At 69.3% G+C, this 26,952-nt stretch carries 21 protein-coding genes; 7 read left to right on the forward strand and 14 right to left on the reverse strand.

All coding sequences use genetic code 11. From position 1 onward, the window contains the following. Window positions 1-49: 49 nt before the first annotated feature. Window positions 50-1,642 (forward strand): solute:sodium symporter family transporter, encoded by a 1,593-nt coding sequence (locus tag Q5Y72_RS14315; protein WP_305964104.1) that lies wholly within the window; start codon window positions 50-52, stop codon window positions 1,640-1,642. A gap of 352 nt (window positions 1,643-1,994) precedes the next feature. On the opposite strand, the gene groL is transcribed toward Q5Y72_RS14315, so the two are convergent. Together groL and groES are read right to left on the reverse strand one after the other, a co-directional pair. Beyond that, window positions 1,995-3,644 carry a chaperonin GroEL gene (groL, locus tag Q5Y72_RS14320; RefSeq protein WP_305964105.1) on the reverse strand — a complete coding sequence of 550 codons (1,650 nt, stop codon included), beginning with the start codon at window positions 3,642-3,644 and terminating at the stop codon, window positions 1,995-1,997. A 48-nt stretch (window positions 3,645-3,692) separates the two neighbouring features. Next, complete coding sequence (gene groES, locus Q5Y72_RS14325) at window positions 3,693-3,980, reverse strand: co-chaperone GroES (protein WP_305964106.1); 288 nt, start codon at window positions 3,978-3,980, stop codon at window positions 3,693-3,695. A gap of 208 nt (window positions 3,981-4,188) precedes the next feature. Between groES and Q5Y72_RS14330 the strand changes: the two genes are divergently transcribed. Continuing rightward, entirely contained in the window at window positions 4,189-5,214 is a 1,026-nt protein-coding gene (locus Q5Y72_RS14330) for a TraB/GumN family protein (protein ID WP_305964107.1), read from the forward strand. An 18-nt stretch (window positions 5,215-5,232) separates the two neighbouring features. Here the strand turns inward: Q5Y72_RS14330 and Q5Y72_RS14335 are convergent, their stop codons facing one another. Next, a complete protein-coding gene (locus tag Q5Y72_RS14335) occupies window positions 5,233-7,176 on the reverse strand; it encodes a monovalent cation:proton antiporter-2 (CPA2) family protein (RefSeq protein ID WP_305964108.1) in 1,944 nt (647 codons plus the stop codon). Continuing rightward, the gene (locus Q5Y72_RS14340; protein ID WP_305964109.1) at window positions 7,176-10,211 is read right to left on the reverse strand and encodes a hypothetical protein; all 3,036 of its coding nucleotides are present in this window, start codon (window positions 10,209-10,211) and stop codon (window positions 7,176-7,178) included. The genes Q5Y72_RS14335 and Q5Y72_RS14340 overlap by 1 nt, the downstream gene beginning before the upstream one ends. A gap of 191 nt (window positions 10,212-10,402) precedes the next feature. Here Q5Y72_RS14340 and Q5Y72_RS14345 point away from each other — a divergent pair, with 191 nt between their 5' ends. Next, window positions 10,403-11,338, forward strand: a complete 936-nt coding sequence (locus tag Q5Y72_RS14345) for an SIMPL domain-containing protein (protein ID WP_305964110.1) — start codon at window positions 10,403-10,405, stop codon at window positions 11,336-11,338. Between the two features lie 61 nt (window positions 11,339-11,399). Here Q5Y72_RS14345 and Q5Y72_RS14350 read toward each other — a convergent pair whose 3' ends face one another. After that, on the reverse strand, window positions 11,400-12,680 hold the full coding sequence (locus Q5Y72_RS14350; RefSeq protein WP_305964111.1) for an O-acetylhomoserine aminocarboxypropyltransferase/cysteine synthase family protein: 1,281 nt from the start codon (window positions 12,678-12,680) through the stop codon (window positions 11,400-11,402). A gap of 92 nt (window positions 12,681-12,772) precedes the next feature. Next, window positions 12,773-13,615: an AAA family ATPase gene (locus Q5Y72_RS14355; protein ID WP_305964112.1), complete on the reverse strand. Its 843-nt coding sequence runs from the start codon at window positions 13,613-13,615 to the stop codon at window positions 12,773-12,775. Between the two features lie 182 nt (window positions 13,616-13,797). Between Q5Y72_RS14355 and dksA the strand changes: the two genes are divergently transcribed. Both dksA and Q5Y72_RS14365 read left to right on the forward strand, forming a co-directional pair. Continuing rightward, window positions 13,798-14,220 carry an RNA polymerase-binding protein DksA gene (gene dksA / locus Q5Y72_RS14360; protein WP_305964113.1) on the forward strand — a complete coding sequence of 141 codons (423 nt, stop codon included), beginning with the start codon at window positions 13,798-13,800 and terminating at the stop codon, window positions 14,218-14,220. A 147-nt stretch (window positions 14,221-14,367) separates the two neighbouring features. Further along, window positions 14,368-15,501 carry an FAD-dependent oxidoreductase gene (locus Q5Y72_RS14365; RefSeq protein ID WP_504222734.1) on the forward strand — a complete coding sequence of 378 codons (1,134 nt, stop codon included), beginning with the start codon at window positions 14,368-14,370 and terminating at the stop codon, window positions 15,499-15,501. 173 nt (window positions 15,502-15,674) lie between these two features. On the opposite strand, the gene glmM is transcribed toward Q5Y72_RS14365, so the two are convergent. The 7 genes from glmM to Q5Y72_RS14400 all read right to left on the reverse strand — a co-directional run bounded on the left by glmM (window position 15,675) and on the right by Q5Y72_RS14400 (window position 23,583). Then, complete coding sequence (gene glmM / locus Q5Y72_RS14370; protein ID WP_305964115.1) at window positions 15,675-17,018, reverse strand: phosphoglucosamine mutase; 1,344 nt, start codon at window positions 17,016-17,018, stop codon at window positions 15,675-15,677. Further along, window positions 17,015-18,007 (reverse strand): dihydropteroate synthase, encoded by a 993-nt coding sequence (folP, locus tag Q5Y72_RS14375; protein ID WP_305964116.1) that lies wholly within the window; start codon window positions 18,005-18,007, stop codon window positions 17,015-17,017. The genes glmM and folP overlap by 4 nt, the downstream gene beginning before the upstream one ends. Further along, window positions 18,004-18,828 carry a dihydroneopterin aldolase gene (locus tag Q5Y72_RS14380; protein ID WP_305964117.1) on the reverse strand — a complete coding sequence of 275 codons (825 nt, stop codon included), beginning with the start codon at window positions 18,826-18,828 and terminating at the stop codon, window positions 18,004-18,006. Before Q5Y72_RS14380 ends, folP begins: the two co-directional genes overlap by 4 nt. Before the next feature lie 62 nt (window positions 18,829-18,890). Further along, on the reverse strand, window positions 18,891-19,529 hold the full coding sequence (locus Q5Y72_RS14385; RefSeq protein ID WP_305964118.1) for a cell wall hydrolase: 639 nt from the start codon (window positions 19,527-19,529) through the stop codon (window positions 18,891-18,893). 328 nt (window positions 19,530-19,857) lie between these two features. Then, window positions 19,858-22,398 (reverse strand): putative PEP-binding protein, encoded by a 2,541-nt coding sequence (locus Q5Y72_RS14390; RefSeq protein WP_371930836.1) that lies wholly within the window; start codon window positions 22,396-22,398, stop codon window positions 19,858-19,860. A 95-nt stretch (window positions 22,399-22,493) separates the two neighbouring features. Next, entirely contained in the window at window positions 22,494-23,084 is a 591-nt protein-coding gene (locus Q5Y72_RS14395; RefSeq protein ID WP_305964119.1) for a peptidylprolyl isomerase, read from the reverse strand. Continuing rightward, on the reverse strand, window positions 23,077-23,583 hold the full coding sequence (locus tag Q5Y72_RS14400) for a peptidylprolyl isomerase (RefSeq protein WP_305964120.1): 507 nt from the start codon (window positions 23,581-23,583) through the stop codon (window positions 23,077-23,079). The genes Q5Y72_RS14395 and Q5Y72_RS14400 overlap by 8 nt, the downstream gene beginning before the upstream one ends. 173 nt (window positions 23,584-23,756) lie before the next feature. Here Q5Y72_RS14400 and Q5Y72_RS14405 point away from each other — a divergent pair, with 173 nt between their 5' ends. Then, a complete protein-coding gene (locus tag Q5Y72_RS14405; RefSeq protein WP_305964121.1) occupies window positions 23,757-24,950 on the forward strand; it encodes a phosphoglycerate kinase in 1,194 nt (397 codons plus the stop codon). Window positions 24,951-25,037: 87 nt separating this feature from the next. On the opposite strand, the gene Q5Y72_RS14410 is transcribed toward Q5Y72_RS14405, so the two are convergent. Next, window positions 25,038-25,610, reverse strand: coding sequence for a hypothetical protein (locus tag Q5Y72_RS14410; protein ID WP_305964122.1), 573 nt, complete (start codon window positions 25,608-25,610; stop codon window positions 25,038-25,040). 211 nt (window positions 25,611-25,821) lie between these two features. Here Q5Y72_RS14410 and Q5Y72_RS14415 point away from each other — a divergent pair, with 211 nt between their 5' ends. Further along, on the forward strand, window positions 25,822-26,748 hold the full coding sequence (locus Q5Y72_RS14415; RefSeq protein ID WP_305964123.1) for a class I fructose-bisphosphate aldolase: 927 nt from the start codon (window positions 25,822-25,824) through the stop codon (window positions 26,746-26,748). Window positions 26,749-26,952 lie beyond the last annotated feature (204 nt).

Raw genomic sequence — 26,952 nt, forward strand, 5'->3', positions numbered from 1 at the left:
AGCGTTATGTTAGCGCTTTAGGTTTCACATTTCAGAATGGAGGCAGAGGATGGGAGCGTTCAACTTCATCGTTTTTCTGGGCTTCACCGCGTTGGTTGCAATCCTGTCCTATTACTGGACGAAGGGCACCGACGAGCATCATTCGGAAGGTTACTTTCTGGGCGGGCGGTCGCTGACGGCGCCGGTGATCGCCGGTTCGCTTCTGCTGACGAACCTCTCGACCGAACAGATCGTGGGCCTCACGGGGCAGGCCTACAGCGAGGGAATTCTGGTGATGGCCTGGGAAACCCTGGCCGCCATCGCCATGGTGGTGACGGCCCTGGTGCTTCTGCCGCGTTACCTGCGATCGGGAATATCGACGATCCCGGGCTTTCTCGAACAGCGTTATGACGCGCAGACCAAGACGATCACGTCCCTGCTGTTCCTGTCGGGCTATGTGATCGTGCTTTTGCCGATCGTGCTGTATTCGGGCGCGCTGGCCATGTCGACGATGTTCGACGTGCCCGCGGTGCTGGGGGTCGGCGAAACGGCGGCGCTTTGGATAACGGTCTGGGCCATCGGTATTGTGGGCTCGATCTACGCGATCTTCGGCGGCCTCAAGGCGGTTGCCGTCTCGGACACGATCAACGCCGTGGGGCTGTTCATCGGCGGCCTGTTGATCCCGGTATTCGGTCTGATGGCCATCGGCGGCGGCAGCGTGTTCGAGGGAATTTCCGTCCTGTGGACCGAGAACCCCGAGAAGTTCGAGGCCATCGGCGGGCGGGATTCGTCGATCCCGTTCGCGACGATCTTCACCGGCATGATGCTGGTGCAACTGTTCTACTGGGGCACCAACCAGGCAATCATCCAGCGCGCCCTGGGCGCGCGCGACCTGCAAGAGGGGCAGAAGGGCCTGATCTTCGCGGCGGTGCTGAAGATCTTCGGCCCGATCATCGTCGTGCTGCCGGGCATCATCGCCTGGCATCTCTTTCAGGGAGAACTCGAGGTTGCCGACCAGGCCTATCCGCGGCTCGTGACCGAGGTGCTGCCCTTCTGGCTGCGCGGCTTCTTCGCGGCCGTGCTGTTCGGGGCGATCCTCAGCTCGTTCAACTCGGCGCTGAACAGCTCGGTCACCCTGTTCGGCGTCGACATCTATCGCCAGTACTTCAGGCCCGAGGCCAGCGACGAGCAGGTCGTGGCGGCCGGCAAGAATTTCGGCTGGCTGCTGGCCATCGCCTCGATGACGATCGCACCCTTCATCGCCAAGGCACCCCAGAGCCTGTTCGGCTATCTGCAGGAGGTCAACGGCTGCTACAGCATCCCGATCCTGACGATCATCCTGGTGGGTGTCTTTACCCGTCACGTTCCGCCCATCGCGGCCAAGATCGGTCTCGCCTCGGGCGTGGGTCTCTACATTCTCAGCCAGTTCGGGTTGAAAAACATCGTCGGCGCCGAAAGCTATCCGCATTTCCTGAACGTCATGGCGATCCTTTTCGTCATGAATGTCTGCATCATGCTGTGGATCGGAAAGATGCGTCCGATGAGACCGGAATATGAGGCCCGGGACAGTCGTGCGGTGGACATGACCCCTTGGGCGGCGGCCAAGCCTGCCGGGGCGGCCATCGTGGCCATCGTCTGCTCGACCTACTTCATCTTCACGTGAAGGCAGCCCGGTTGACCCGGCGTGGGGCGGGGTGTGCGCTCAGCGCGCGCCCTGCCTCAGTTCCAGATCCAGCCGCGGCGTGGCCCCGATGCGGGCCCGGACAAGGCCATCGAAGAACGCACGAAGTGCTCCGGCGAGTTTCTTTGCGTGCATGTCGTTTCTCCTGAACATCCTCCGCAGTGCTGCGGCGTGGCATCAATCTAGGCGCGAGACAGTCTGTCGGTTAGACGCCCTGCCGAATGGCCGCCATGCACCGGGCGAAAGGCTTTCGCACCGCCCGACGGGCAGACGACAGCAGAAAGGGCGCCCGAAGGGGCGCCCTTTCCCGTTCCGCCTCTGGGCAGCGGCCTGATTACATCATGCCGTCCATGCCCATGCCGCCCATGCCGCCCATGCCGGCGCCGCCAGCGGCGCCCTTGGGTTCGGGCTTCTCGGCGATCATGGCTTCGGTGGTGATCAGCAGGCCGGCGACCGAGGCTGCGTCTTCCAGTGCGGTGCGCACGACCTTGGCCGGGTCGATCACGCCGAACTTGAACATGTCGCCATATTCTTCGGTCTGGGCGTTGAAGCCGAAGGCCTTGTCCGAGGATTCACGGACCTTGCCGGCCACCACGGCGCCGTCGACGCCGGCGTTTTCGGCGATCTGGCGCATCGGAGCCTCCAGCGCGCGGCGGACGATGGCCACACCGGCGTCCTGGTCGCTGTTCGCGCCGCTCAGGCCGTCCAGCGTCTTGCCACCCTGCACCAGCGCCACGCCGCCACCGACGACCACGCCTTCCTGCACGGCCGCGCGGGTCGCGTTCAGCGCGTCATCGACGCGATCCTTGCGCTCCTTCACCTCGACTTCGGTCATGCCGCCGACGCGGATCACGGCAACGCCGCCGGCCAGCTTGGCCACGCGTTCCTGCAGTTTTTCCTTGTCGTAGTCCGAGGTGGTTTCCTCGATCTGCTGGCGGATCTGGCTGACGCGGGCCTCGATCTCGGACTTCTCACCGGCGCCGTCGACGATGGTGGTGTTGTCCTTGTTGATCGTGACCTTCTTGGCGCGGCCCAGCATGTCGATGCCGACATTCTCAAGCTTCATGCCCAGGTCCTCGCTGATGACCTGACCACCGGTCAGGATCGCGATGTCCTGCAGCATCGCCTTGCGGCGGTCGCCGAAGCCCGGCGCCTTGACGGCCGCGATCTTCAGGCCGCCGCGCAGCTTGTTGACGACCAGCGTGGCCAGGGCCTCGCCCTCGACATCCTCGGCGACGATGACCAGCGGCTTGCCCGACTGGATGACGGCTTCCAGCAGCGGCACCATCGGCTGCAGCGACGACAGTTTCTTCTCGTGCAGCAGGATGTAGGCGTCTTCCAGATCGGCGACCATCTTGTCGGGATTGGTGACGAAATAGGGCGACAGGTAGCCGCGGTCGAACTGCATGCCTTCGACGACTTCGACCTCGGTCTCCATCCCCTTGTTCTCTTCGACGGTGATGACACCCTCGTTGCCGACCTTCTGCATCGCATCGGCGATGAAGCGGCCGATCTGCGTCTCGCCATTGGCCGAGATGGTGCCGACCTGCGCGACTTCGTCGCTGTCGTTCACCGGGCGGGCGGCCGCCTTGATCGACTCGACCACCTTCGAGGTGGCCAGATCGATGCCGCGCTTGAGGTCCATCGGGTTCATGCCGGCCGCAACGGCCTTCATGCCTTCGCGGACGATCGCCTGCGCCAGCACGGTGGCGGTGGTGGTGCCGTCGCCGGCCTCGTCATTGGTGCGCGAGGCCACTTCGCGGACCATCTGCGCGCCCATGTTCTCGAACTTGTCGGTCAGTTCGACTTCCTTGGCGACGGTGACGCCGTCCTTGGTGATGCGCGGCGCGCCGAAGGACTTGTCGATGACGACGTTGCGGCCTTTCGGGCCGAGCGTGACCTTGACGGCGTCCGCAAGGATGTTGACGCCTTTCAGCATCCGGTCGCGGGCGTCGGTGCTGAACTTGACTTCTTTACCAGCCATTTGAATCTCCTGAATTTTCTATCGTGAAGTTGCGTATCCGGGCGGCTGTCAGCCGATGATGCCCAGGATGTCGCTTTCCTTCATGATCAGCAGCTCTTCGCCGTCGACGGTGACTTCGGTGCCCGACCATTTGCCGAACAGCACCCGGTCGCCCGCCTTGACCGCGGGGGCGATCAGCTCGCCCGAATCCTTGCGCGCGCCTTCGCCGACCGAGATGATCTCGCCCTCGGCGGGTTTTTCCTTGGCGCTGTCGGGGATGATCAGACCGCCCTTGGTCTTTTCTTCCGACTCGACGCGGCGAACCAGCACGCGGTCATGCAGCGGTTTGAATGCCATGTGAAAACACTCCGTGTTTCAGGTTACAGTGTCGTTGTTGGCACTCACATCGGGTGAGTGCCAATGGCGCTGATCTAGGAGAGCGGGGGCGACCTGTCAATGTCGGATTGCGAGCTTTTCGGGCGGGAACCCCGGGGGCTGGCGGCGGGGCCGGAATTCTGCCAGCCTCGGGCACGCGGCCGGATCGCGGGACGGGAAGGGAAGCGGAATGGGTCATCTGTTGGCTGTACTGGCAATCTGGGCGGGCTTTGCGGGCTGGGCGGGGGCCGCGGAATGTGTCGGCCGCAACCTGTTCGACGCGATGCCCGACGAACGCCGCGCCCAGATCGACGCTGCGGTGGCCGTCGTGCCCTATCATCGCGGGCTGTTGTGGCGCGCGACCCGCGGCGATCAGGTCGTCACCCTGGTCGGAACCTATCATTTCGGCGATCCGCGGCATGGCCCGATGATGGAGCGGCTGGAGCCGGACCTTCGGAGCGCGGCGGCGCTGTATGTCGAAGCCGGTCCCGAGGAAGAAGCCCGGCTGACCCGCGCGCTGACTGAAAGCCCAGACCTGATGGTGAATGCCGCCGGCCCGACCCTGCCCGAACGGCTGTCGCAGCCGGAGTGGCGGTTGCTGGCCGCGGCCATGGCGGATCGCGGCACCCCCTCGGTCGTCACGGCCAAGCTGCGGCCGTGGTATGTCGCCATGCTGCTGGGCATCTCGCCCTGCATGATGCGGGCCATGGCCGACGAGGGCCAGCCGGCAGGGCTGGATCGCCTGCTGGTCGCCCGGGCGCAGGATCTGGACCTTCCGGTGCGCCCGCTGGAACCGTGGGATACGGTCTTCTCGCTGTTCGCTGGCCTGACCCCGGATCAGGAAATCGACATGATCCGCGCATCGCTGCCCGCGGCCGCCCATGCCGACGACTATGCCGTGACGCTGACCGACGCCTATTTCGCAGGCGATGTCTGGCGCATCTGGGAATTCGGGCGCTTCGACGGCTATGCCTCTTCCGGCCTCAGCCGGGCGCAGGTCGACGAGCAGATGGCGCTGGCGCAATCGCAGTTGATGGATCGCCGCAACCGCGACTGGATCGCCCCGCTGACCGCAGGCGCGGCCGAGGCGGCGCGGCGCGGCAAGGGCATCGTTGCAGGCTTCGGGGCGCTGCACCTGCCGGGAGAGCAGGGCGTCCTGCGCCTGCTGGAGAAGGAGGGCTGGACCATCACCCGGCTGGACGGCGAGGCGCCCTGACAGGACCTGTCGGCGTGCTCAGGGCCGGCCGCCCGGCCGCTGATCGCTGGTCCGCCGATCGCCGGGGCTGCGGTTCAGCCCGTGTTCCGGTTCCTGCCCCTCGCGGTCGTCATCCTCGGGCGGCGGCTTCCGGGCACTGGCCGGAAACCGCTCCATCAGCGCGCTTTCCAGGCTGCGGTTCAACTCTCGGCTCAGCTTGACGTAATCGGCGTTCTGGTCCAGCGGGATGCCCGGCTTCCAGACCTTGGCCAGTTCCCGCAGAGAGGCCCGGTCGAGGCGGTAGTAGATCTTTTCCAGCTCATGCGCCTCGAATTCCGACAGGCCGGCATTCTCCAGCACATAGCGCCCGACGCGCAGCGCGCTGTCGAAGGTTTCGCGCACGATGTCATTGGCGCCGGACGAGTAAAGCTCGTAGACATTCACCCGGTCATGGGCGCGGGCGATGATATGCAGATCGGGCCGACGCTCGCGGGCAAAGCGGATCAGCTTGAGGTTGGCGGCCGGATCGTCCAGCGCGGCGACCAGCACCCGCGCATGCGCCAGCCCTGCCGCCATCAGGATCTCGGGGCGGGTCGGGTCGCCGAAATAGCCCTTGAAGCCGAAGCGGCGCATCAGCTGGATCAGCTTGAGATCGTGGTCCAGCACGGTGGTCTGGAAGCCCGACATGGTGACCAGACGGTTGACGACCTGTCCGAAGCGGCCGACCCCCGCAATGATGATGGGCTGCTGTTCCTCGATCGTGTCGTCGGGGGTGGCCAGCGCGGCGTCGCCCAGACGGCGGATCACCTGGTCGTGCAGAATGAACAGCAGGGGCGTGGCCAGCATGGTCAGCGCCACCACCAGCAGGACCGATTGCGCCAGGCCGGTCGGCAGGATTGCCAGCGACACCGCGAACGAGATCAGCACGAAGCCGAACTCGCCCGCCTGGGCCAGCGACAGGGTGAACAGCGACCGGTCCTTGTGGCCCATCCGGGCCCAGCGCGCGATCAGCCACAGGATCGCGGCCTTCACCGCGATCAGCCCCGCCGTGGCCGACAGGATCGGCACCGGCTGGTCGAACAGGACGCCGAAATCCATCCCGGCGCCGACGGTGATGAAGAACAGCCCCAGAAGCAGGCCCTTGAAGGGTTCGATCTGCGCTTCCAGTTCGTGGCGGAACTCGGACCCGGCCAGCATCACCCCGGCCAGAAAGGTGCCCAGCGCGGGCGACAGCCCCACGAGGATCATCAGCGAGGCGATGCCCACCACGATCAGCAGCGCCATGGCGGTTTCCATCTCGGGCAGGCGCGACGATACGACAAAGCGGAACACCGGCCGGATCAGGTACTGGCCCAGCAGGATCACCGTGCCCACCGCCGCCAGCGTGGCAAGGGTGGCACCCCAGGCAGGCAGCCCGGCCATGAATTCGGTGCCGATATGCTCCTCGCCCTGCGCGGCGTCTGGGCCGCCGAAGGGGGCCAGCAGCGGCATCAGCGCGATCATCGGGATCACCGCGATGTCCTGCGTCAGAAGCACCGAGAAGGCCGAGCGTCCGCCCGCCGTCTGCATCAGCCCCTTTTCCGACAGCGTCTGCAGCACGATCGCGGTCGAGCTCAGCGACAGGATCATGCCCAGCGTGATCGCCAGAGGCCAGCCAAGCCCGAAGGCCATCGCGATCCCCGCCACCGCCGCCAGCGACAGCAGCACCTGCGTGCCGCCCAGCCCGATCAGCTTGTGCCGCATGGCCCAGAGGTTGCGCGGCTCAAGCTCGAGGCCGATCAGGAACAGCATCATCACCACCCCGAATTCGGCGAAGTGCTGAAGGTCGGACATGCCGCTGCCGGTCAGTTGCAGCACCGGCCCGATCAGGATGCCGCAGACGAGGTAACCCAGCACCGAACCCAGCCCGAGGCGGGCCGAGATCGGCACCGCGATCACCATGGTGATCAGGTAGACAGTGGCAAGAAGAAGGAAACTCTCCATCACTGGCCGTTCAGGACCGCGAGCTCCTGCGGGCGGCCGCCCTTCACAAAGGTGATGCGGCTGTTGCCGATGGCGGTGATGGTGCCGCCATTGATCCGGTCGCCCAGGCGCAGGGTGATGATGCGCCCGTTGGACAGCCGTACCAGCGCCCGGCTGGCCTTTCCGGCGCCGATGGTGCCGATGATCTGGGTGCGGCTCAGCTGGATGCCGTCCTTCACGGTCGCGGTGGCCGAGGCGGCGCCCTGGCCGGGACCGACCTTCGGCAGGGCGGCGACCTCGGGTTCGTTCTCGGCCTCGGGCGGGGTGTAGGACTGCTTGCGCGCTGCGGCGGCGCGGGCCTCGGCCTCGGCCTGGGCGCGGGCGCGGGCTTCGGCCTGGGCGCGGGCACGGGCCTCGGCCTGCGCGTCGGCGGCGGCCTGGGCGCGCGCGCGGGCCTCGGCCTGGGCCTGCAGTTCCGCATCCATGCGGCGCTGCTCGGCCAGGGCGTCGTCGCGCTGCTGCGCCTCGGCGGCGGCGCGCAGGTCCTGCGCGCTTGGGGCGGCGGCCTGCGGGACCGCGCTGATGGCGGCGGCCGCGGCCTGACCCGCGCGGCGTGGCGGAAGGGCAGATGCACTAAGCGCCGTCAAAGCGACGGCGCCGGGCATGGCAGAACTGTTGGCGACGGCGGCGGCGATCGCATCCTCGACCGCCTTGCCGGACAGGCTGGCACTGCCGGGGCCTGGGTCGACCTGGGCCCGGCTGCCCGGTCGGGCCGCGGGACGGGCCGAACTGGCCAGCCGCACCGAGGCGGGCGATGGGGCGGGTGCCGCCGATGGGTCCGGCGTCGCCACCGCCTCGGCCACCGCGGCGCGAACCGCATCCCCTGAGGGGCGCGCCACCGCGACGGGCTTGCGCAGCGGGCGGGCATCGGCCAGCCGCATCAGCACGGCACTCTCGGCCCGGCTTGGCCGTGTCGGGCCGTTCTGCGCGGTGCGCAAATCGCGCAGCAAGCCTTCCAGGAAGGCGGTTTCGCTGGCGCTCAGGGGCGCGGCGGCATCGTCGTCGGGCGCGCTGCCCTCTTGCAGCCTGCCCGCGTCCAGGCGGGCCTCGTCGCGTTGGGTCAGGCGATCGGGGCGGGCCGGGGGGCGGCCGGACGCGCCCAGAGGCTGCGACTGCGACGCGGCCGGCGCGGCAGCAGGGGATGCGGCAGGGATCGCGGTCGCGGGGGCCGCGGCGGGGGCGCTTGCCGTGGCCGGGCGGCTGCGCGGGCGGGTTGCCGCCACCCGCGGCGGCTCTGCCTCGCCGCGCTGGGCATAGGGCAGGGGATTGGCCGGCACCGAGGGGCTGGCGTCGGGCGCCGCCGGCACCGCCGCGCGGTCCGGCGCGCCGGCCGGCGGCCGTGCCGAGCGGCTGAGACGGGGGGCCGGTGCGCTACCCGCCGCCGCGACCTGCGGGGCGGTGGCGGGTGTTGCCGCCGCCTCGGCAGTCGTGGCGGCCGTCGCGCGCGGCGCTGCGCTGCCGGCGGTGGCGGCTTCGGACAGGGGCGCGGTCGCCGCGACCGCCCCCGAAGCCGCCTCGTTCTGGGCCAGCGCCTCGGTCAGCGCGCGGGTCAGCGCATCCTGAGCGGGCGCGATGTCGGCCGGCGTGGTCGCGGCGGAGGGGCTTTCGGTGGCGGGATTGTCGGTGGCGGCGGTCCGGGCCGGGGCGGCCTCGACGCCGATGGGCATGGCGGGTGCCGTTTCGGCAGGCGTCGTTGCCGCCGTCTCGGCGGGCCGCTGCTCGGGCGCGGCGGCCTCGGAGGCATTGGCGCCGACCGGCGCCTCGACGGCAGCGGGTGCCGGGCTGGTCGCGTCTGCCCCGGCGGTCTCGACGGCCGGTGGCGTCGGCGCGAGCGCGGCGACCGGCGCGCCGGCGGTCGGCGTGCCCGGATCCGCTGCCGGCGCGGTGGCAGTCTCGACGGGCGGGGTCGTCGCCGGGTTGCCGGCGTCGGTGGCGGCGATGTCGTCCCCGGGCCCGGAACCGCCGAACAGCGTCAGCACCACAAGCAGCACGGCCAGCAGCGTCCCGATCATCACCGGCAGGCGTCCGGGCCGGATGCCGCGCAGACGCTCGAGAAGGGCGGCGGGCGGGCTGACGGCGGCCGCATCCTCGGCGGCGCGACGGGCGCGGGCCTCGGCGGCGCGGTTGTGCACGGCTTCGGCCCGCGCGGACAGCCGCGGCGCGCCGTCGCGCCGCTCGGCATGCCGGATCACGGCGGGCGCCGCGACGGCGGCTGCGGGTTCCGCGATGGCGGGGGCGGGTTCCGCGGGCGGCGCCTCGGCGGCGGCAGGTTCGGAAAGGGCAGGGAGGGCTGCCGGCACGACATAATGCGGCACGATCCGGGTCAGAACCGCCGCCGCGAAGGCGCGGCCCTCGGGCGCGGCGGGCGTCGGGGTGACCACCTCGGGTTCGGCGCCGGCCTGCGGCTCTTCGTGGATCTCGGGCGCGGTGACGCGGGCGCTGCCCAGATCGGGGCGCGTGAAGGGCTGGCGGGCCGCGACCTCGCCGACCAGACGGCTGGGGCCGAAATCGGGCGCGCCGTCAAACCGCGCGTCGTCGGGGCGCGCGACGAAGCCGAAGGGCCGGAACCCCTGCGCGCGGGCAAAATCCTCGGCCTCGGTCAGGGTGCGGCGGGCGACCGCCGCCACGCGCAGCGTCTCGATGTCGCCGTGTTCCGACGGGCACCAGTCGAAGGCCAGATCGTCCGCCCGGTAGGGCGTGATGGATTCCAGCGCGCGGCCGATGACCGCGGCGGTGTCCGACCCGATCGGCACCGTCAGGGTCGTGTAGAGGATCTGGTCGTCCGGGATCACCAGCAGCGTGTCGGGGCTGTCCGAGGCCGCGCCGGCCTCGTCGCGCAGGGCCGCCAGCCGTGCGGCCATCTCGCGCCCGGCAAAGCGCGCCTCGCCCAGCGTCTTCCAGTCGCGGCCGTCGCGGTGTTCCAGCACGACGGCCTCCTGCGTGAAGCTCATCGCGAATTCCGGGGCGAATTCTGGGGCAGCGCTGTGCTGGTTCATGATGTGACGTGTCGCTCGATCTGGGCGTGGCAGTTGATCTGCCGCGATTTGGTGGGGCCTGTCTTGGTCTACCGCAAATTGTAGGGTGAGAAAAGCAAATCTGGCGGATCTGTGACTGCAAATTCGCGTGGCGCCGGGCTAGGATGCAGGCGCGCGCCGCTTTGCGCGCCCACGACCAGAAAGGACCGGAAATGCTTCCGAAACACCACCCCCTCGGCCGTATCGCGCTGGCCGGCGCGGCGGCGCTTGCCTTCGGGCTAGCGAGCCCCGTGGCGGCCTCGCCCGAGACGGACGGCAAGGGCCGCAAGATGGGTCATCAGCAGATGTGCGGGCCGGATGGCGCCCACCGTGCCGGCCGCCTCTCGGTGACCGGGCAGGGGGAATCGCGGATCGCACCCGACATCGCCACCGTGCAGCTGGGTGTGACCACCCAGGCCGAGACGGCCGCCGAGGCGATGCGGCAGAACGCGACGCAGCAGACGGCCGTCATCGATGCGCTGACCGGCGCGGGCGTGGCCGAAAGCGACATCCAGACCTCGGGGCTGAGCCTGAACCCGATGGTCGATTACGGCGAGGGCCGGGCACCGCGGGTGACCGGCTATCAGGCCAGCAACGTGGTCGCGGTGCGCGTGACCGAGATCGACCGGCTTGGCGTGGTGCTGGATGCGATCGTGGCGGCGGGCGCCAACGAGATCAACGGCATCAGCTTTGCCCGCGAGGACCGCAAGGCCGCCGAGGACGATGCCCGCCGCGCGGCGGTCGAGGACGCGGCCCACAAGGCGGGCGTCCTGGCCGAGGCCGCGGGGCTGCGACTGGGGCCGATCCTGACGCTGCGCGACGGCCAGCTGGCCGAGGGGCCGCGTCCGATGGCGCGCATGGCCGCCGAGATGGGCGCGGCACCCGATGCCGTGCCGGTCCAGCCGGGCGAGTTGTCGATGAGCACCAGCGTCCAGATCGATTATGCGCTGCTGGGCAGCGAAGCGGATTGCGAACGGCCGCGTCCCGGTGGCGATCGGCCCGCACCCGATGACCGGGCGGGTCGGCAGGCTGCGCCCGAGACCCCGGACGCCGCCGATGCGCCGGCCGGAACCGAGGCGCCGGAAGAGCCCGGGGCGCAATCGAACTGAGGCCCGCAGGCCGTTGAGAGAGAAAGGGAAAGGGGTATCCACCCCTTTCCCGCAGGCGCGATCAGGCGGTTGCCGTCGCCAGCGCCTGATCGAGATCGGCGATCAGGTCCTCGGCATTCTCGATGCCGATGGAGAGGCGGACGACCTCGGGCGCCGCGCCCGCCGCCCGCTGCTGATCCTCGGTCAGCTGGCGATGGGTCGTCGAGGCCGAGTGGATCACCAGCGATCGCGCATCCCCCAGGTTGGCGACATGGCTGAACAGTTCCAGTGCATCGACAAGCCGCACCGCCGCCGCATAGCCACCCTTGACCGAAAAGGTGAACAGCGCCCCCGCGCCCTTCGGATAAAGCCGCTTCGCGGTCGCGTTCCAGGGCGACGAGGCCAGCCCCGCATAGGTGACCGAGGCCACGCGGGGGTCCTGTTCCAGCCACTCGGCCACCTTCACCGCATTGGCGACGTGACGCTCCATCCGCAGGCCCAGGGTCTCGATGCCCATCAGCGTGTAATGCGCGCCCTGCGGGTTCATCGTCATGCCGAGGTCGCGCAGGCCGATGGCGATGCCGTGAAAGGTGAAGGCCAGCGCCCCGAAGGTCTGGTGGAAGACCAGCCCGTGATAGGCCGGCTCGGGCGCCGACAACGAGGGGAAACGGTCGCTGGCCGACCAGTCGAAGGTGCCGCTGTCCACCACCACCCCGCCGGTCACGGTACCGTTGCCGGTCATGTATTTGGTCAGGCTGTGCACGACCAGTGTCGCGCCCATCTCGATCGGCCGGCACAGCCAGGGGGTCGCCAGCGTGTTGTCGACGATCAGCGGAATCCCGGCCTCGTCTGCGATCTTCGCCACCGCCGGGATGTCGGTGACATAGCCGCCCGGATTGCTGATCGATTCGCAGAAGATGGCGCGGGTGTCGGCGTCGATGGCGGCGCGCAGCGCGTCGAGGTCGTCGAGATCGACGAATTTCGCGCCCCAGCCGAACCGCCTGATGGTGTGGCTGAACTGGGTGACGGTGCCGCCGTAGAGCCGCGTCGAGGCAACGACGTTGCGGCCCGGCGCCATCAGCGGGAACAGCGCCATGATCTGCGCCGCATGGCCCGAGGCGCAGCAGACCGCGCCCGCGCCACCCTCGAGCGCCGCGATCCGCGATTGCAGCGCCGCAACCGTCGGATTGGTCAGCCGCGAATAGATGTAGCCGACCTCCTGAAGGTTGAAGAGCCGCGCGGCATGGTCTGCGTCGCGGAACGCATAGGCGGTCGTCTGGTAGATCGGGACCTGTCTGGCGCCGGTGGCCGGATCGGCGGCGGCGCCGGCGTGAATGGCGGTCGTGTCGAAACCCTGTGTCATCGAAAGCCTCCCTTGCTTCGGGCCGCAGACTAGAGGGGGCCAGGCGGGCAGTCCAACGCGAAACCGCGGCGCAGGGTGCGGCGCGGGCCGGTTCAGCGGGTCTGCCGGCGGGCCATGAAGGCCAGCTTCTCGAACAGCGCAACATCCTGTTCGTTCTTCAGAAGCGCGCCGTGCAGCCGGGGCAGCAACTCGCCCGCATCGCGCCGCAGGTCGGCGGCCGACAGATCCTCGGCCAGGATCAGCTTGAGCCAGTCCAGCAATTCGCTGGTCGAGGGCTTCTTCTTCAGGCCGGGCGCCTCGCGCAGTTCGAAGAACTGGTGCAGCGCCTCGTCCAGCAGCGCGGGCTTCAGCCCCGGATGATGCACCGCCACGATGGCACGCAGCGTCTGGGCATCGGGAAAGCGGATATAGTGGAAGAAGCAGCGGCGCAGGAAGGCGTCGGGCAGTTCCTTTTCGTTGTTCGAGGTGATGACCACCACCGGCCGATGCGCCGCGCGGACCGTCTGGCCGGTCTCGTAAACGTGAAACTCCATCCGGTCGAGTTCCTGCAGAAGGTCGTTGGGAAACTCGATATCGGCCTTGTCGATCTCGTCGATCAGGAGCACCACCTTGCGATCCGCCTCGAAGGCCTGCCACAGCTTGCCGCGGCGGATGTAGTTGGACACGTCGTGCACCCGTGCATCGCCCAGCTGGCTGTCGCGCAACCGGCTGACGGCGTCGTATTCATAAAGGCCCTGCTGGGCCTTCGTCGTTGATTTCACATGCCATTCGATGATCGGCAGATCCAGGCTGGCGGCGACCTGTCGGGCCAACTCGGTCTTTCCGGTGCCGGGTTCGCCCTTGACCAGCAGCGGCCGTTCCAGCGTGACCGCCGCGTTCACGGCGATGGCCAGCTCGGGTGGCGCAACGTAACGATCCGTTCCGGCGAATTGCATGAAAACTCTCCTTTCCCGAGAAAAGCTTGGCCGAAGAAGCGTCAGCGGCGAGGCCGGCCCGCCGGGCGCGGGCGCTGAACGCACAAATAGCGTGTATTGGGCTAGTGACAACCTCCACATCATACTTTAAGGGGGCCGCAAGGTGCCGGACCTCAGACCCGCCCGGCGCCGCCGGAGGACCAATGAAACCCCAGACCTTCCTTCCTCAAGACTATCGCCCCGCGGAGGACGAGCCGTTCATGAACGAGCGCCAGCTGGAATATTTCCGCCGGAAGCTGGAGGCCTGGAAGCAGGAATTGCTGGATCAGTCGGCCGAGACCCTGGAAGGTCTGCAGGACAGCGCCCGCGCCGTGCCCGATCTGGCCGACCGCGCCAGCGAGGAAACCGACCGTGCGCTGGAACTGCGCACCCGCGACCGCCAGCGCAAGCTGGTCAGCAAGATCGACGCGGCGATGCGCCGGATCGAGACCGGCGAATACGGTTATTGCGAGATGACAGGTGAGCCGATCAGCCTCAAGCGGCTGGATGCGCGGCCGATCGCCACGATGACGCTGGAAGCGCAGGAAAGGCACGAACGCCGCGAGCGCGTGCATCGCGACGACTGACCAAGACCGCTGCCGCGGCCGGGCGCAGCACCCTCCGGTGCGGGTGCCCGACCTGGCAATGTCAGGCCCGAGGCGCGAGGTGATGCCGCAAGCCGCCCCCGACATCGCGACAGCACGGCGGCCGCCCACGGCCTGTTGCGCAGCGCCATGAGCGGCGCCCTGAAGGCCCGTCCGGTCTTGGTGGTCGGCGCCGGCGTGGCGGGGCTGACGGCCGCAATCGCGCTGGCGCGGCGCGGCGCGGATGTCACGGTGCTGGAACGCGCATCGACGATCCGCGAGGTCGGGGCCGGGCTTCAGATCTCGCCCAACGCCATGCGGGTGCTGGCCGCCCTTGGGCTGCGCGAGGCAATGCAGCCGGTGTCGCTGCGCAGCCACGCGATCCAGCTGCGCGATTCCGCCGGTGCGGCGGTGGCGCGGCTGGACCTGATCCGCCACCGCCCGGCCGCCGAATTCCGGCTGATCCACCGGGCGCGGCTGATCGGCCTTCTGGCCAGGGCCGCCGCCGCTGCCGGGGTCCGGATCCGGCTCGACAGCCCGGTGTCCGAGGTTCCGCCCGACGCGCCCCTCGTCATCGGGGCGGACGGGTTGCACAGCGTCGTGCGACCGGCGCTGAACGGCCGCGCGGTGCCGTTCTTCACCCATCAGACCGCCTGGCGGATGCTGATCCCGGATGATGGCAGCGCCGTCCCCGAGGCGCAGATCTTCATGGGCGCCGGCCGCCATCTCGTCAGCTATCCGCTGGCCGGGGGGCTGCGCAACATCGTCGCCGTGCAGGAACGGAGCGCATGGCAGGAAGAAGGCTGGTCGCGGCAGGACGACCCCGCCAATCTGCGCGCGGCCTTCGCCGATTTCGGCGGTCCGGTGCAGGCCTGGCTTTCGGCCGTCGCCGAGACCCATGTCTGGGGCCTCTTCCGCCACGAGGTCGCGCCGAGGTGGCAGGACGGTCGCTGCGCGCTGATCGGCGATGCCGCCCATCCGACGCTGCCCTTTCTGGCGCAGGGCGCCGTCATGGCGATCGAGGATGCCTGGGTGCTGGCCGCCTGCCTTGATGCCGATCCCGACCAGGCGGCCGCGCTGGCGCGATTCGAGACGCTGCGCCGGCCGCGGACCACGCGGATCGTCGCAGCCGCCGATGCCAACGCGCGCAATTATCACCTGACCGGGCCAAGGCGGCAGGTTGCGCATGGGCTGCTGCGCGCGGCCAGCCTGCTTGCGCCCGGCCGGCTGCTGCGCCGCTATGACTGGCTTTACGACCACGATCCGACGGCGCTGGAACCCTGAATCCCGCCCTTGCCGCCCCAGAAGGACCGCCGGGATGCCAGGGGCAGCCCGGCCACCGCGGGACGCAGAAGGCGCCGCGGGTTTCCCGCGGCGCCCGTGGCGCGGTCCGTGTGGCGCGATCCGTGGGGCCCGGTTGGTGTGGCGCGGCCGGGGCGATTCCGGCTGACGGGATCTCAGGCCGCGTGTTCGACCGCTGCCACGATGCCGTCCACGACTTCGTGCAGGATCACCTCGTCCTCGGCCTCGGCCATCACCCGGATAAGCGGTTCGGTGCCCGACTTGCGGATCAGCACGCGCCCGGATCCGGCCAGCAGCGCCTCGGCCCGCGCGATCACCGCACGGACGGTGTCGGCCGCCAGAGGGTCGGCGCCGTCGGCATAGCGCACATTCTTCAGGAGTTGCGGGACCGGCGCGAACTGGCTGGCCAGCTGGCTTGCCGGCTTGCCGGTCTCGGCCATCGCCGCGAGAAACTGCATCGCCGCGATCAGACCGTCGCCGGTGGTGGCATAGTCGGTCATCACGATATGGCCCGACTGCTCGCCGCCCAGGTTGAAGCCCATCTCGCGCATCCGCTCGACCACATAGCGGTCGCCGACCCGGGTCCGCTCCAGCCGCAGCCCGCGACCCGACAGGAAATGCTCGAGTCCCAGGTTCGACATGACCGTGGCCACCAGGGCGCCGCCCTTCAGCCGGCCGCGTTCCGCCCAGCGCGCCGCCATCAGCGCCATGATCTGGTCGCCATCCGCGATCCGGCCGCGCTCGTCCACGATCACCACGCGGTCGGCATCGCCATCAAGGCTGATGCCCAGATCCGCGCCATGTTCCAGCACCGCCGCCGCGCAGGCCTCGGGATGGGTCGATCCGACCCCGGCATTGATGTTCAGACCGTCGGGCTCGACCCCAAGCGGCACCACATCCGCGCCAAGTTCCCACAGCACCTCGGGTGCGGCGCGATAGGCCGCGCCATTGGCGCAGTCGATCACGACCTTCAGCCCGTCCAGCCGCTGCCCGGCCGGAAAGGTGGTCTTGGCATATTCGACATAGCGCCCGCGCCCGTCATCGATCCGCTTGGCGCGGCCGATGTTGCGGGGTTGCGCGGGGTCGATGGTGCCGGCCACGATCTCCTCGATCTCGGTCTCGGCCGCGTCCGACAGCTTGAAGCCGTCGGGGCCGAAGAACTTGATGCCGTTGTCCTCGGCCGGGTTGTGACTGGCCGAGATCATGATCCCCAGATCGGCCCGCATCGATCGGGTCAGATAGCCTACCGCCGGGGTCGGCACCGGCCCCAGCAGAAGCACGTTCATGCCGGTCGAGGTCAGCCCCGCCGTCAGTGCGTTTTCCAGCATGTAGCCCGACAGCCGCGTGTCCTTGCCGATCACCACGCGATGCCGGTTGCGCCCGTCACGCCGGAAATAGCGCCCCGCCGCGGCCCCCAGCCGCAACGCCATCTCGGCCGTCATCGGCAGCGTGTTCGCGCGGCCCCGGACGCCGTCCGTCCCGAAAAGCTTCCTGCTCATGTTCCTGCCTCGTCATTGTTGGTGACGGCCTGCCACAGCCGCAGTCCCTGCCTGATCTGTGCCACGTCATGGACCCTGTGAATCTGCACCCCCTGCGCCACGGCTGCAAGGGTCAGCGCCAATGTGCCGGGGCCGCGTCCGGTCGCGACCGGGCTGTCGCCGATGCTGCCGATCAGCCGCTTGCGCGATACCCCCAGCAGGATCGGGCAGCCCAGGCCATGATACAGCGAAATCCGCCGCAGGATGGCAAGATTATGCGCCTCGGTCTTGCCGAAGCCGATGCCCGGATCGACGATGATGCGGCGGCGCGGGATGCCCGCCGCCTCGGCCCGCGCGATCCGCGCCTCGAGCGCGTCGTAGACATCCAGCACGACATCGCCATAGCGCGGGTCGTCCTGCATGTCGGCCGGCAGGCCCTGCGCGTGCATCAGGCAGACCGGGACGCCGGCGCGGGCCGCAACGCCGGGCAGGTCCGTGTCGAAATCGAAGCCCGAGACGTCGTTGATCATCCCCGCACCCGCCGACAGGGCGGCCTCGGCCACCTCCGCCTTGCGGGTGTCGACCGACAGGAGGGTGTGACCGGCCACCGCCCGCAGCACCGGCAGGACGCGAGCGATTTCGTCGGCAACGGGCACCTCGGTCGCGCCCGGCCGGGTGGATTCGCCGCCGATGTCCAGAAGATCGGCCCCCGCGTCCAGCAGCGCCTCCGCCTGCGCGGCCGGATCATACTGCCCGCCATCCGAAAAACTGTCGGGCGTCGCGTTCACGATGCCCATGATCCGGGGCCGGTCCATCGTCAGCCCCGCCAGCGGCGCGCGCGGCGCGGCCAGCGCGGCAAGGATGTCGGCGGGCGCCTCGTCGCAATGTTCTGGCGGCCGTCCGCGGGCCAGCACCTCGAAGCCCGAAAACCCGGTCCAGCCGCCCGCCAGCCGCCAGCGCGCGGGGCCGGGGCCGGGCAGCGGCCGGTAATAGCGCCGCTCACCGCTCATTCGCGGGCCTCCGGCGCGCCGGCCGGGGCCAGCGGCGCGTGAAGGATCAGGATCTCCTGGCCGGCCGGGGGCCGTGGCAGTGCCGCGGCGTCGCGTTGCGCCACCAGAAGCCGGCGCGATCCCAGCCGCCGCGCCAGCCACAGCGCCAGCCCGGCCGGCTCGCCACCAGCCTCGGGGGCATCGACCGCCAGCCGGGCCGGCGCCCAGACCACCATCGCACGGCTGCGGATCGCGGCGTCCAGTTCGGTGCGCGTCTCGGCGATCTCGACGCCGAGATCATGGGCAAGAAACCAGGCCGCGCGGTCCAGCGCCAGCAGCGCCAGCCGACGCCCGGCCTCGCCGGGCAGAGTCTCGCCGGCCGGGGCCTTGGCCGGTACGACCACGACCGCGCCCTCCGGCAGGGCGGCGGGGCGGCCGTCCCACAGCAGCAGATCGACCGGCAGGCTGCGCGCCGGCGCGTCGCGTGTCGGCATGCTGCGGGTGATGGTGATGCCAAGCGCGCCCGGCCCGCGATCCAGCTTTTCCACCGTGACGCGGGCCTGCGCCGCGACAGGATGGGCGAGGATCTCGGCCGCGATCCGTTCCGCCAGCGTCTCTACGAGGTTGTAGCGCCGGTCGGCCAGCGCGGTGTCGACGGCCTCGGTCAGCACGTCATAGGACAGGATCCGGTCGACATCGTCGCCGCTGTCGCTGATCGGCGTGCGCAGATCGACCGAGATGGCAAAGCGCAGCCGCTGGGTGCGGCCGCGCTCGGACTGGAAGGCGCCGATTTCGGCGTTCACGACATGGTCGCGCAGGTGAATGCGGTCGGGCTGTGACATGGGTGCCATTCACAGCAAAATCGCCGCGCAGGCAAGCCCGGCGCAAGGGCCGGGCGACGGCCTCAGTTCGAGGCCATCCGCTGGCCGCGGCGATAGAAGATGTGCCGACCGATCTGGACGGTGCGCTGGAAGCGGTGCGACCAGGCCGGACGGACGGCGGGCGTGTGGAAATAGGTCGCGCCGCCGGTCAGGACGCGGGGCGCGCCGGACAGCGCCGCCTCGGCGATCGCGCGGGCGCGGAGATAGGCTGACTTGTTGCGGATCGGCTTGCGGCCGCCGATCGTGTAGCTGAACTGGCTGGGCTGGTTGATGACACCGCAGACCGTCGAGGGGAACGCACCGCTGTCGACGCGGTTCAGGATCACCTCGGCCACGGCGGCCTGGCCCTTGGCGCCTTCGCCGCGGGCCTCGTGATACAGCGCCTCGGCCATGCAGGCGACATCGTCGGCCGAGACGCGGGTCGATGCACGGGCCTGAAATACCTGTTCGGGCGCGTTTTCGATCTTCACAGGTTCGGCACCCGTGTATAGAAGCGGCTTCGGACGGGGCAGTTCCATCGGATCGGTCGCCGCGCCGAACAGCGCGACATCGGCCGAGAACAGCGAGCCGTTCCCTCCGGCTTGGGACGCGCCGGGCAAAAGGGTGGTGGTTGCGGCGACGCACAGGCAGATGGGCGCCAGCCGCTTGAGCAGCTTAATCATGGTCAGTCCTATAGACGATTCACGTTGACAGGTCGTGAATGGCGCAAGAGCCGCGAGCAGGTGGCCAGCGCCGGAGATCGTCGGAATGAATAAGGTTTTAGGTTGCCGCGCCGCTATGCCGCTTCGCAGCACGTCGCCCCGAAGGCCGAATTAACCGGTTTTCCGGCAAGATCTCGCCCATCGATTCCGGCCGCACTGGCGGGATTCGGCAAGCGGGCCCGAAATTGGGACCGTTTCGGACCAAAAATCAACAACTTGCAGTTGCGAAACCGGGGCAGCGAGGACGAATCAGCCCCGCGTCAGGGGTGGGGCAGAGGCCGCGGCCGGATCAGCCGCGCTGCCCCAGGCGGCCGCGGATCGCCGACTGGGCGGCGGCCAGCCGGGCGACGGGCACGCGGAACGGGGAACAGGACACGTAGTCGAAGCCTGCCTCGTGGCAGAAGGCGATGGATTCGGGGTTTCCGCCATGCTCGCCGCAGACCGAGATGGTGATGCCCGGTTTCTGCTGGCGGGCACGCTGGGCGCCGGTCAGCAGCAATTCGCCCACGCCGTCCTGGTCGAGGATGTGGAACGGATCCTCGGCATAGACGCGCTGCCCGACATAGATGCCCATGAACCGGCCGGCATCATCGCGCGACAGGCCGTATGTCATCTGAGTCAGGTCGTTGGTGCCGAAGGACAGGAAGGCCGAATGCGCGGCAATGTCGCCGGCCCGCAGCGCGGCGCGCGGTGTCTCGACCATCACGCCGAGGCGATAGGTGAAATCGGCGCGCCGCTCGTTGCGCACCGCCGCCGCCACCGCGTCCACGCGGGTCTTGACCAGTTCGACCTCGCGCATGGCGCTGACCAGGGGGATCATGATCTCGGGCACGACCGGATCGCCCTTGCGGCTGGCCTCGACCGTGGCCTCGAAGATGGCGCGGGCCTGCATCTCGTAGATCTCGGGCACGGTGATGCCAAGGCGCACCCCGCGCATTCCCAGCATCGGGTTGAACTCCGACAGCGCCTCGACGCGCCGGGTCACGTCGGACAGCGGCAGGTCCAGCGACTCGGCCAGTTCGCGCAGCCCCTCGCGGTCATGCGGCAGGAATTCATGCAGCGGCGGGTCGAACAGCCGGATGGTGACCGGCAGGCCGGCCATGATCTCGAACAGCGCGATGAAATCCTGGCGTTGCATCGGCAGGATCCGGTCCAGCGCCAGCTTGCGGTCGGCGGGCTTGTCGGCAAAGATCATCTCGCGCATGGCCGGCAGGCGGTCCATGTCGAAGAACATGTGCTCGGTGCGGCACAGCCCGATGCCCTGAGCGGTGAACTTGCGGGCCGTCCGCGCGTCCTCGGGGGTGTCGGCATTGGCGCGCACGCCGATGCCGCCCGCCGCGTCCGCCCATTCCAGCAGCCGCGAGAAGCTGTCGTCCAGCGCCGGTTCCAGCAGCGCGGCGGCGCCGGCCAGCACCTCGCCCGAGGTGCCGTCGATGGTGACCACCTCGCCCTCGCGGAAGCTGCGGCCGCCGGCGCGCAGGATGCGGTTGCGCCCGTCGATGGTCAGCCCCGAGGCGCCTACGATGCAGGGCAGGCCCAGCCCGCGGGCGATCACCGCCGCATGGCTGGTGGTGCCGCCACGCTCGGTCAGGACCGCGACCGAGGCATGCATGCCGCGGATGTCTTCGGGCACGGTCTCGCGGCGCACCAGCACGCAGGGCTCGTCGCGTGCGGCCGACGCCTGCGCGGCGGCGGCCGAGAACACGATGCGGCCGGTCGCCGCGCCGGGGCTGGCATTGATGCCGCTGGCGATCAAGTCGCGCGGGGCGCGGGGATCGACCTGATGATGCAGCAGGTCGGCCAGAGCGCGGGGTTCGACACGCATCACGGCCTCGGGGCGGGGGATCACCCCGTCATCGGCCAGCGCCACCGCGATGCGGACGCTGGCGCGCGAGCTGCGCTTGACCCGCGCGGCGTCGATGATCGAGATGCGCCCCTCGGTCACCACGAATTCGATCTGCATCTCTTCGCGCAGCCTTTCGCGGGCCGCGACGCCGAAGCGGACCAGATCGGCGAAGATCTCGGGCGCGACCTCCTCCAGCGACATGCCGCGCGGGTCGCGGGTCAGATACAGCGTCTCGGCCCCCGTGCCGACCGCGCTGCCGTGGTGCTGGCCGCGAAAGCGCCCGGTCACTCGCGCGATGCCGGTGACCGGGTCGATGAACTGGATGCTGCCCGATCCCGACAGCCCCGGCCCCATCGCCAGCGCCATGTGCTGCACCACCAGCCCCAGCGGCGCATCGGCCGGGGCGCCCTTGGCCTGGCGCAGCAGCCGCGCGGTCGGCCCGTCCCAAGCCCGCGCCATCGAGCGCAGCACCTCGGCAAGCTGCTGACAAGGATCCTGCGGAAATTCCTCGTCCGTCTCGTCGCGATAGCAGCGCAGCGCCTCGGCCAGCGCGCCGGGACCGTCCTGCGCGAACATGTCGGGGTCCAGCCGGGCGATGTGGATGGCATAGTTCTGCACGAAGCTGAGATAGACCGCGTCGGCGTTCTGCGTGCCGATACGCTCGGCCAGCCGGGCATGGCTGTCGTTGTTGATGCCGACATTCAGGACCGTGCCCGGCCCGCCCCAGTCGGGCGTCGCGGCCGAGGGGCGCACCCCCACCAGCCCGTCGCCCTGGTCGAACAGCCCGGCCAGCGCGCTGACCGGAACCGGATTGCCCCCGGCGATGGCATGAACCGCGTCCGAGCAGATCGCGAAGCTGCGCGGCACCGGCAGCGCCATCCGCACAAGCCGTTGCAGGCATTTCGCCCGCCAGCCATGGCGCGTGGTCTCGATCGCCGCCGAGGGGGTGATTTCGGTGATGTCGCCGGCGCGCTGCATGTCCATGGGGGCGAAGGATAGGCGTGCCGGCCGCTTTGCCGCAAGTGCGAAAAGGGGCCGCGAGGGCCCCTTTGCGTGTCACCGGACCCGGCTGGCGGCGGTCACTCCGCGATGGTCACGCGGGCCATGTAGTCGGGTTCCTCGACCGCGCCATTCGCGGTGGAATCGCCCTTCTTGATGGCGTTCAGCACATCCCATCCGTCGATCAGCTGGCCGACCACGGTGTAGCTGCCGTCAAGGAACGGCGCCGCGGCCAGGTCGATGAAGAACTGGCTGTTGGCGCTGTTGGGATCGTTCGACCTGGCCATGCCGACGGTGCCGGGCTGGAAGGACAGGTCGCTGAACTCGGCCTCGAGATCGGGCAGGTCCGACCCGCCCATGCCGGCCATGGCGGTGTCGCCGCCCTGCTTGCCGTGCTGGACATCGCCGGTCTGCACCATGAAGCCGTCGATCACCCGGTGAAACACGACGCCGTCATAGGCGCCCGCGCGGGCCAGTTCGACCAGCCGTTCGACATGGCGGGGCGCGGTCTCGGACAGCAGGTCCAGCGTGATCGTGCCGCGCGGGGTGCCGTCGGCGGCGGCGACCTCGATCACCATGTTCGGGCCGGGACCGTCCTCGGCGGCGGGCGCCTGGGCCAGCGCGGCACCGGCACCCAGCAGCAGCGCGGGGATCACCAGCAGGCTACGCATCGGCGGCCACCTTGACCGAGATCATCCGGTCCGGGCTTGCCGGCGGCTCGCCGCAGGCGATCCTGTCGACATGCTCCATGCCCTCGATCACGCGGCCATAGACGGTGTACTGGCCGTTGAGGAAATGGTTGTCCTTGAAGTTGATGAAGAACTGGCTGTTGGCGCTGTTGGGGTTCTGCGAGCGCGCGGCGCCCAGCGTGCCGCGGTCATGCGGCAGCTTCGAGAACTCGGCCGGAAGGTCGGGCAGGTCCGACCCGCCGGTGCCGGCCCGGCCGGGGTTCCAGCCGCTTTCCATGTTGGCATGGGCAACGTCGCCGGTCTGCGCCATGAAGCCATCGATCACGCGGTGGAAGGCGACGTTGTCGTATTTGCCGGCGCGGGCCAGTTCCTTCATGCGGGCCGCATGCCGGGGCGCGACGTCGCTGAGCAGTTCGATGACGACCGGCCCGTCCTTCAGCTGGATGATGACGGTGTTTTCGGGATCCTTGATCTCGGCCATGCGGCCCTCCTTTGCCACGTTTGTCGCCCGGTCTAGGGGTTCACGCGGCCAAGGGCAACGCGCAATGGTCCCCGAGGCGGATCACGCCCGCGTCAGGTGCTGGCCCCTGTTGACGAGGCGCGCGCCATGCGGGACAAGCCAGACCGACGCCGCACAGCCCGAGAGGACGCGACATGGCCGAATTCAAGACGATCGACGACATGGACCTGGACGGGAAGGTGGTGCTGACCCGCGTGGACCTGAACGTGCCGCTGGAGGAGGGGCGCGTCACCGACGCAACCCGCATCGAGAAGATCGTGCCGACGGTCAAGGATATCCAGGCTCGCGGCGGCATCCCGGTGCTGCTGGCCCATTTCGACCGCCCCAAGGGCAAGCGGGTCGAGACGATGAGCCTGCACCAGATCCTGCCGGCGCTGGAACAGGCGCTTGGCCAGCCCGTCGCCTTCGCCGAGGACTGCATCGGCGGTCCGGCCAAGCGCGTCGTCGCGGCGCTGAAGCCCGGCGATGTGGCGCTGCTGGAAAACACCCGCTTCCACGCCGGCGAGGAAGCCAATGACCACACCTTCGCGGCCTCGCTGGCGGCGCTGGGCGGGGCCTATGTGAACGACGCCTTCTCGGCCGCGCATCGCGCCCATGCCTCGACCGAGGGGCTGGCGCGGCTGCTGCCCTCGGGGGCGGGGCGGCTGATGGAGGCCGAGCTGAAGGCGCTGGACGCGGCCCTTGGCAATCCGCAGCGGCCGGTGATGGCGGTGGTCGGCGGCGCGAAGGTCTCGACCAAGCTGGACCTGCTGACCAACCTGCTCGACAAGGTCGATCACCTGGTGATCGGCGGCGGCATGGCCAACACCTTCCTGGTCGCGCAGGGCGTCGAGGTCGGCAAGTCGCTGGCCGAACGCGACATGGCCGACACCGCCCGCGCGATCCTCGACAAGGCCGCGCAGGGCGGTTGCGTCATCCATTTGCCGCGCGACATCGTGGTGGCGCGCGAATTCAGGGCGGGGGCCGACAGCGAGGTGCTGCCCGTGGATCAGTGCCCCGCCGACGCGATGATCCTCGATGCCGGGCCGCAGACCGTCGAGGCGCTGACCGAGGCGATGGAAACCTGCAGCACGCTGATCTGGAACGGCCCGCTTGGCGCCTTCGAGATCGAGCCCTTCGACCGCGCCACCAATGCCGCGGCGCTGGCGGCGGCGCGGCTGACGCGCGAGGACCGGCTGATCTCGGTCGCCGGGGGTGGCGACACGGTCGCGGCGCTGAACAAGGCCGGCGCGGCGGCCGGTTTTACCTTCATCTCGACCGCGGGCGGTGCCTTCCTGGAATGGATGGAGGGCAGGGACCTGCCGGGCGTCGCCGCGCTGCAGACCTGACCGGCGCGGCCGGCCGGCGGGCCGGCCACGGACGGGCAAAAGGGGCGGCCAGGGCCGCCCCTTGTCGTGTCATTCGCATCGCAGGCTTCAGCCCAGCAACAGGCCCAGCAGCCCGCCCGAGGACGAACCCGACCCGTTGCCGCTGTTGGCGGAACTGGACTGGCCGTTCTGCGAGTTGTTGCCATTGGCATTGCCGTTGCCGTTGCCATTGGCATTGCCGTTGCCGTTGCCGTTGGCACTGCCGCCGCTTGCCTCGCCACCGGATGCCGGGGGTTCGGTTGCGCCACCGGCATCCGCCGGGGGCGGGGCCTCGGGCTCGGCGACGGGGTCGCCGTTGTCGGCAACCGGCGATTCTCCACCGGCTTCGGCTTGGACGGGCGGCGTGCCCGCATCGTCTTCGGCAGGCGCCGCGGGGGCGCCGGTGACTCCGGTCGCTTCGCGATAGGTGGTAATGCGCGCAAGCCAGTTGCGATATTCCTGGGGCACGCTGTCCTTGGGCTTTACCTCGATCGTGGCCGGCCAGCTTTCGGTTGCAGTATCGCCTGCGGCGGTAATCGGCTGCAGGAAGACGCTGCGCTGGTTGGCACCTATTTCGGTGGACAGCGCGGGGGAATTCAGCCCGAACAGGGGCAGCTGGTAATGCGCGAGGGATGTGTTCATGAACATGAGACCTCCTTTCGTCTGGCCCTCGGTTCAAGATATGCAAGTTAATCGTTAGCGCCGCGAGTCAAGACTGGTTAAGTTTTTATGAATGCGGGCATTTTGCGGACGAAACCGGGGTTTTCCCGGCGGCTCGGGCTGTTAGCGTCACCAGCGTTGCCTTGGCCCGCGCGCATGCTATTCAGCCTGCGATGACCAGAGGAGACAGTCGATGCAGATGACCGATACGGTGCGCCGGATCCTTGCGAATTACGAGGGCGAAACGCCGGGGGTGAAGGCACAGCTGGCGCGGATGCTGATGACCGGCAAGCTGGCCGGCACCGGCAAGATGATCATCCTGCCCGTCGACCAGGGCTTCGAGCACGGCCCGGCACGGTCCTTCGCGCCGAACCCGGCGGGCTATGACCCGCACTACCATTACCAGCTGGCGATCGATGCGGGATTGAATGCCTACGCCGCGCCTTTGGGCATGATCGAGGCCGGCGCCGACAGCTTTGCCGGACAGATCCCGACAATCCTCAAGGTCAACAGCGCCAACAGCCTGATGTCGGACTCCGCCGGCAAGAACCAGGCGATCACCGCCAGCGTCGATGACGCGCTGCGGCTTGGCTGCGCGGCGATCGGCTTCACGATCTATCCGGGTTCGGACATGGCGCTGGACATGTTCGAGGAGATCGTCGCGATGCGCAAGGAAGCCGCTGCCAAGGGTGTGGCGACAGTGATCTGGTCCTATCCGCGCGGCGAGGCGATCAGCAAGGACGGCGAGACGGCCATCGACATCGCCGCCTATGCGGCCCAGATCGCGGCGCTGATCGGCGCGCATGTCATCAAGATCAAGCTGTCGACCGATCACCTGATGCTGCCCGAAGCCAGGAAGGTCTATGAGGATCGCGGCATCGACGTGTCGAGCCAGGCCGCGCGCGTTGACCATTGCATGCAGGCGGCCTTTGCCGGGCGGCGCATCGTGGTGTTCTCGGGCGGGGCGGCCAAGGGCGCGGATGCGGTCTTCGACGATGCCCGCGCGATCCGCGACGGCGGTGGCAATGGCAGCATCATCGGGCGCAACAGCTTCCAGCGGTCGCGCGAGGATGCGCTGGACATGCTGCAGAAGCTGGTCGACATCTACAAGGGTGCCTGATCCGCGCGGGGCCCGAGGGCAATCCTAGCGGACGCGCCGCGTTGCGGCGCGACACGATCTGCGCCTGACGGCGCGGAACGAGGGGGCGCTGACGCCCCCTCTTGCGTCCCGGCGGGCCGCAATTCACCCCCGGCCCGGCGCTGACGGACCGGAAGCGTCGCTTTCGGTCCGTGCGGCGGCGGTTTGGTAGGGCCGCCGCGGGGT

Source organism: Paracoccus spongiarum (assembly GCF_030732095.1).
In the GTDB taxonomy this organism is placed as follows: Bacteria; Pseudomonadota; Alphaproteobacteria; order Rhodobacterales; family Rhodobacteraceae; genus Paracoccus; species Paracoccus spongiarum.

What these genes read in the sequence shown, in the direction of transcription:
- dksA (WP_305964113.1), top strand. Translation starts at nt 13,798, where the DNA reads ATGAAACCCCAGACCTTCCTTCCTCAAGACTATCGCCCCGCGGAGGAC.
- Q5Y72_RS14405 (WP_305964121.1), top strand. Translation starts at nt 23,757, where the DNA reads ATGGCCGAATTCAAGACGATCGACGACATGGACCTGGACGGGAAGGTG.
- Q5Y72_RS14410 (WP_305964122.1), bottom strand. Translation starts at nt 25,610, where the DNA reads ATGAACACATCCCTCGCGCATTACCAGCTGCCCCTGTTCGGGCTGAAT.
- Q5Y72_RS14390 (WP_371930836.1), bottom strand. Translation starts at nt 22,398, where the DNA reads ATGGACATGCAGCGCGCCGGCGACATCACCGAAATCACCCCCTCGGCG.
- glmM (WP_305964115.1), bottom strand. Translation starts at nt 17,018, where the DNA reads ATGAGCAGGAAGCTTTTCGGGACGGACGGCGTCCGGGGCCGCGCGAAC.
- Q5Y72_RS14385 (WP_305964118.1), bottom strand. Translation starts at nt 19,529, where the DNA reads ATGATTAAGCTGCTCAAGCGGCTGGCGCCCATCTGCCTGTGCGTCGCC.
- groES (WP_305964106.1), bottom strand. Translation starts at nt 3,980, where the DNA reads ATGGCATTCAAACCGCTGCATGACCGCGTGCTGGTTCGCCGCGTCGAG.
- Q5Y72_RS14315 (WP_305964104.1), top strand. Translation starts at nt 50, where the DNA reads ATGGGAGCGTTCAACTTCATCGTTTTTCTGGGCTTCACCGCGTTGGTT.
- Q5Y72_RS14330 (WP_305964107.1), top strand. Translation starts at nt 4,189, where the DNA reads ATGGGTCATCTGTTGGCTGTACTGGCAATCTGGGCGGGCTTTGCGGGC.
- groL (WP_305964105.1), bottom strand. Translation starts at nt 3,644, where the DNA reads ATGGCTGGTAAAGAAGTCAAGTTCAGCACCGACGCCCGCGACCGGATG.
- Q5Y72_RS14395 (WP_305964119.1), bottom strand. Translation starts at nt 23,084, where the DNA reads ATGCGTAGCCTGCTGGTGATCCCCGCGCTGCTGCTGGGTGCCGGTGCC.
- Q5Y72_RS14350 (WP_305964111.1), bottom strand. Translation starts at nt 12,680, where the DNA reads ATGACACAGGGTTTCGACACGACCGCCATTCACGCCGGCGCCGCCGCC.
- Q5Y72_RS14400 (WP_305964120.1), bottom strand. Translation starts at nt 23,583, where the DNA reads ATGGCCGAGATCAAGGATCCCGAAAACACCGTCATCATCCAGCTGAAG.
- Q5Y72_RS14335 (WP_305964108.1), bottom strand. Translation starts at nt 7,176, where the DNA reads ATGGAGAGTTTCCTTCTTCTTGCCACTGTCTACCTGATCACCATGGTG.
- folP (WP_305964116.1), bottom strand. Translation starts at nt 18,007, where the DNA reads ATGAGCGGTGAGCGGCGCTATTACCGGCCGCTGCCCGGCCCCGGCCCC.
- Q5Y72_RS14365 (WP_504222734.1), top strand. Translation starts at nt 14,368, where the DNA reads ATGAGCGGCGCCCTGAAGGCCCGTCCGGTCTTGGTGGTCGGCGCCGGC.
- Q5Y72_RS14340 (WP_305964109.1), bottom strand. Translation starts at nt 10,211, where the DNA reads ATGAACCAGCACAGCGCTGCCCCAGAATTCGCCCCGGAATTCGCGATG.
- Q5Y72_RS14355 (WP_305964112.1), bottom strand. Translation starts at nt 13,615, where the DNA reads ATGCAATTCGCCGGAACGGATCGTTACGTTGCGCCACCCGAGCTGGCC.
- Q5Y72_RS14380 (WP_305964117.1), bottom strand. Translation starts at nt 18,828, where the DNA reads ATGTCACAGCCCGACCGCATTCACCTGCGCGACCATGTCGTGAACGCC.
- Q5Y72_RS14345 (WP_305964110.1), top strand. Translation starts at nt 10,403, where the DNA reads ATGCTTCCGAAACACCACCCCCTCGGCCGTATCGCGCTGGCCGGCGCG.
- Q5Y72_RS14415 (WP_305964123.1), top strand. Translation starts at nt 25,822, where the DNA reads ATGCAGATGACCGATACGGTGCGCCGGATCCTTGCGAATTACGAGGGC.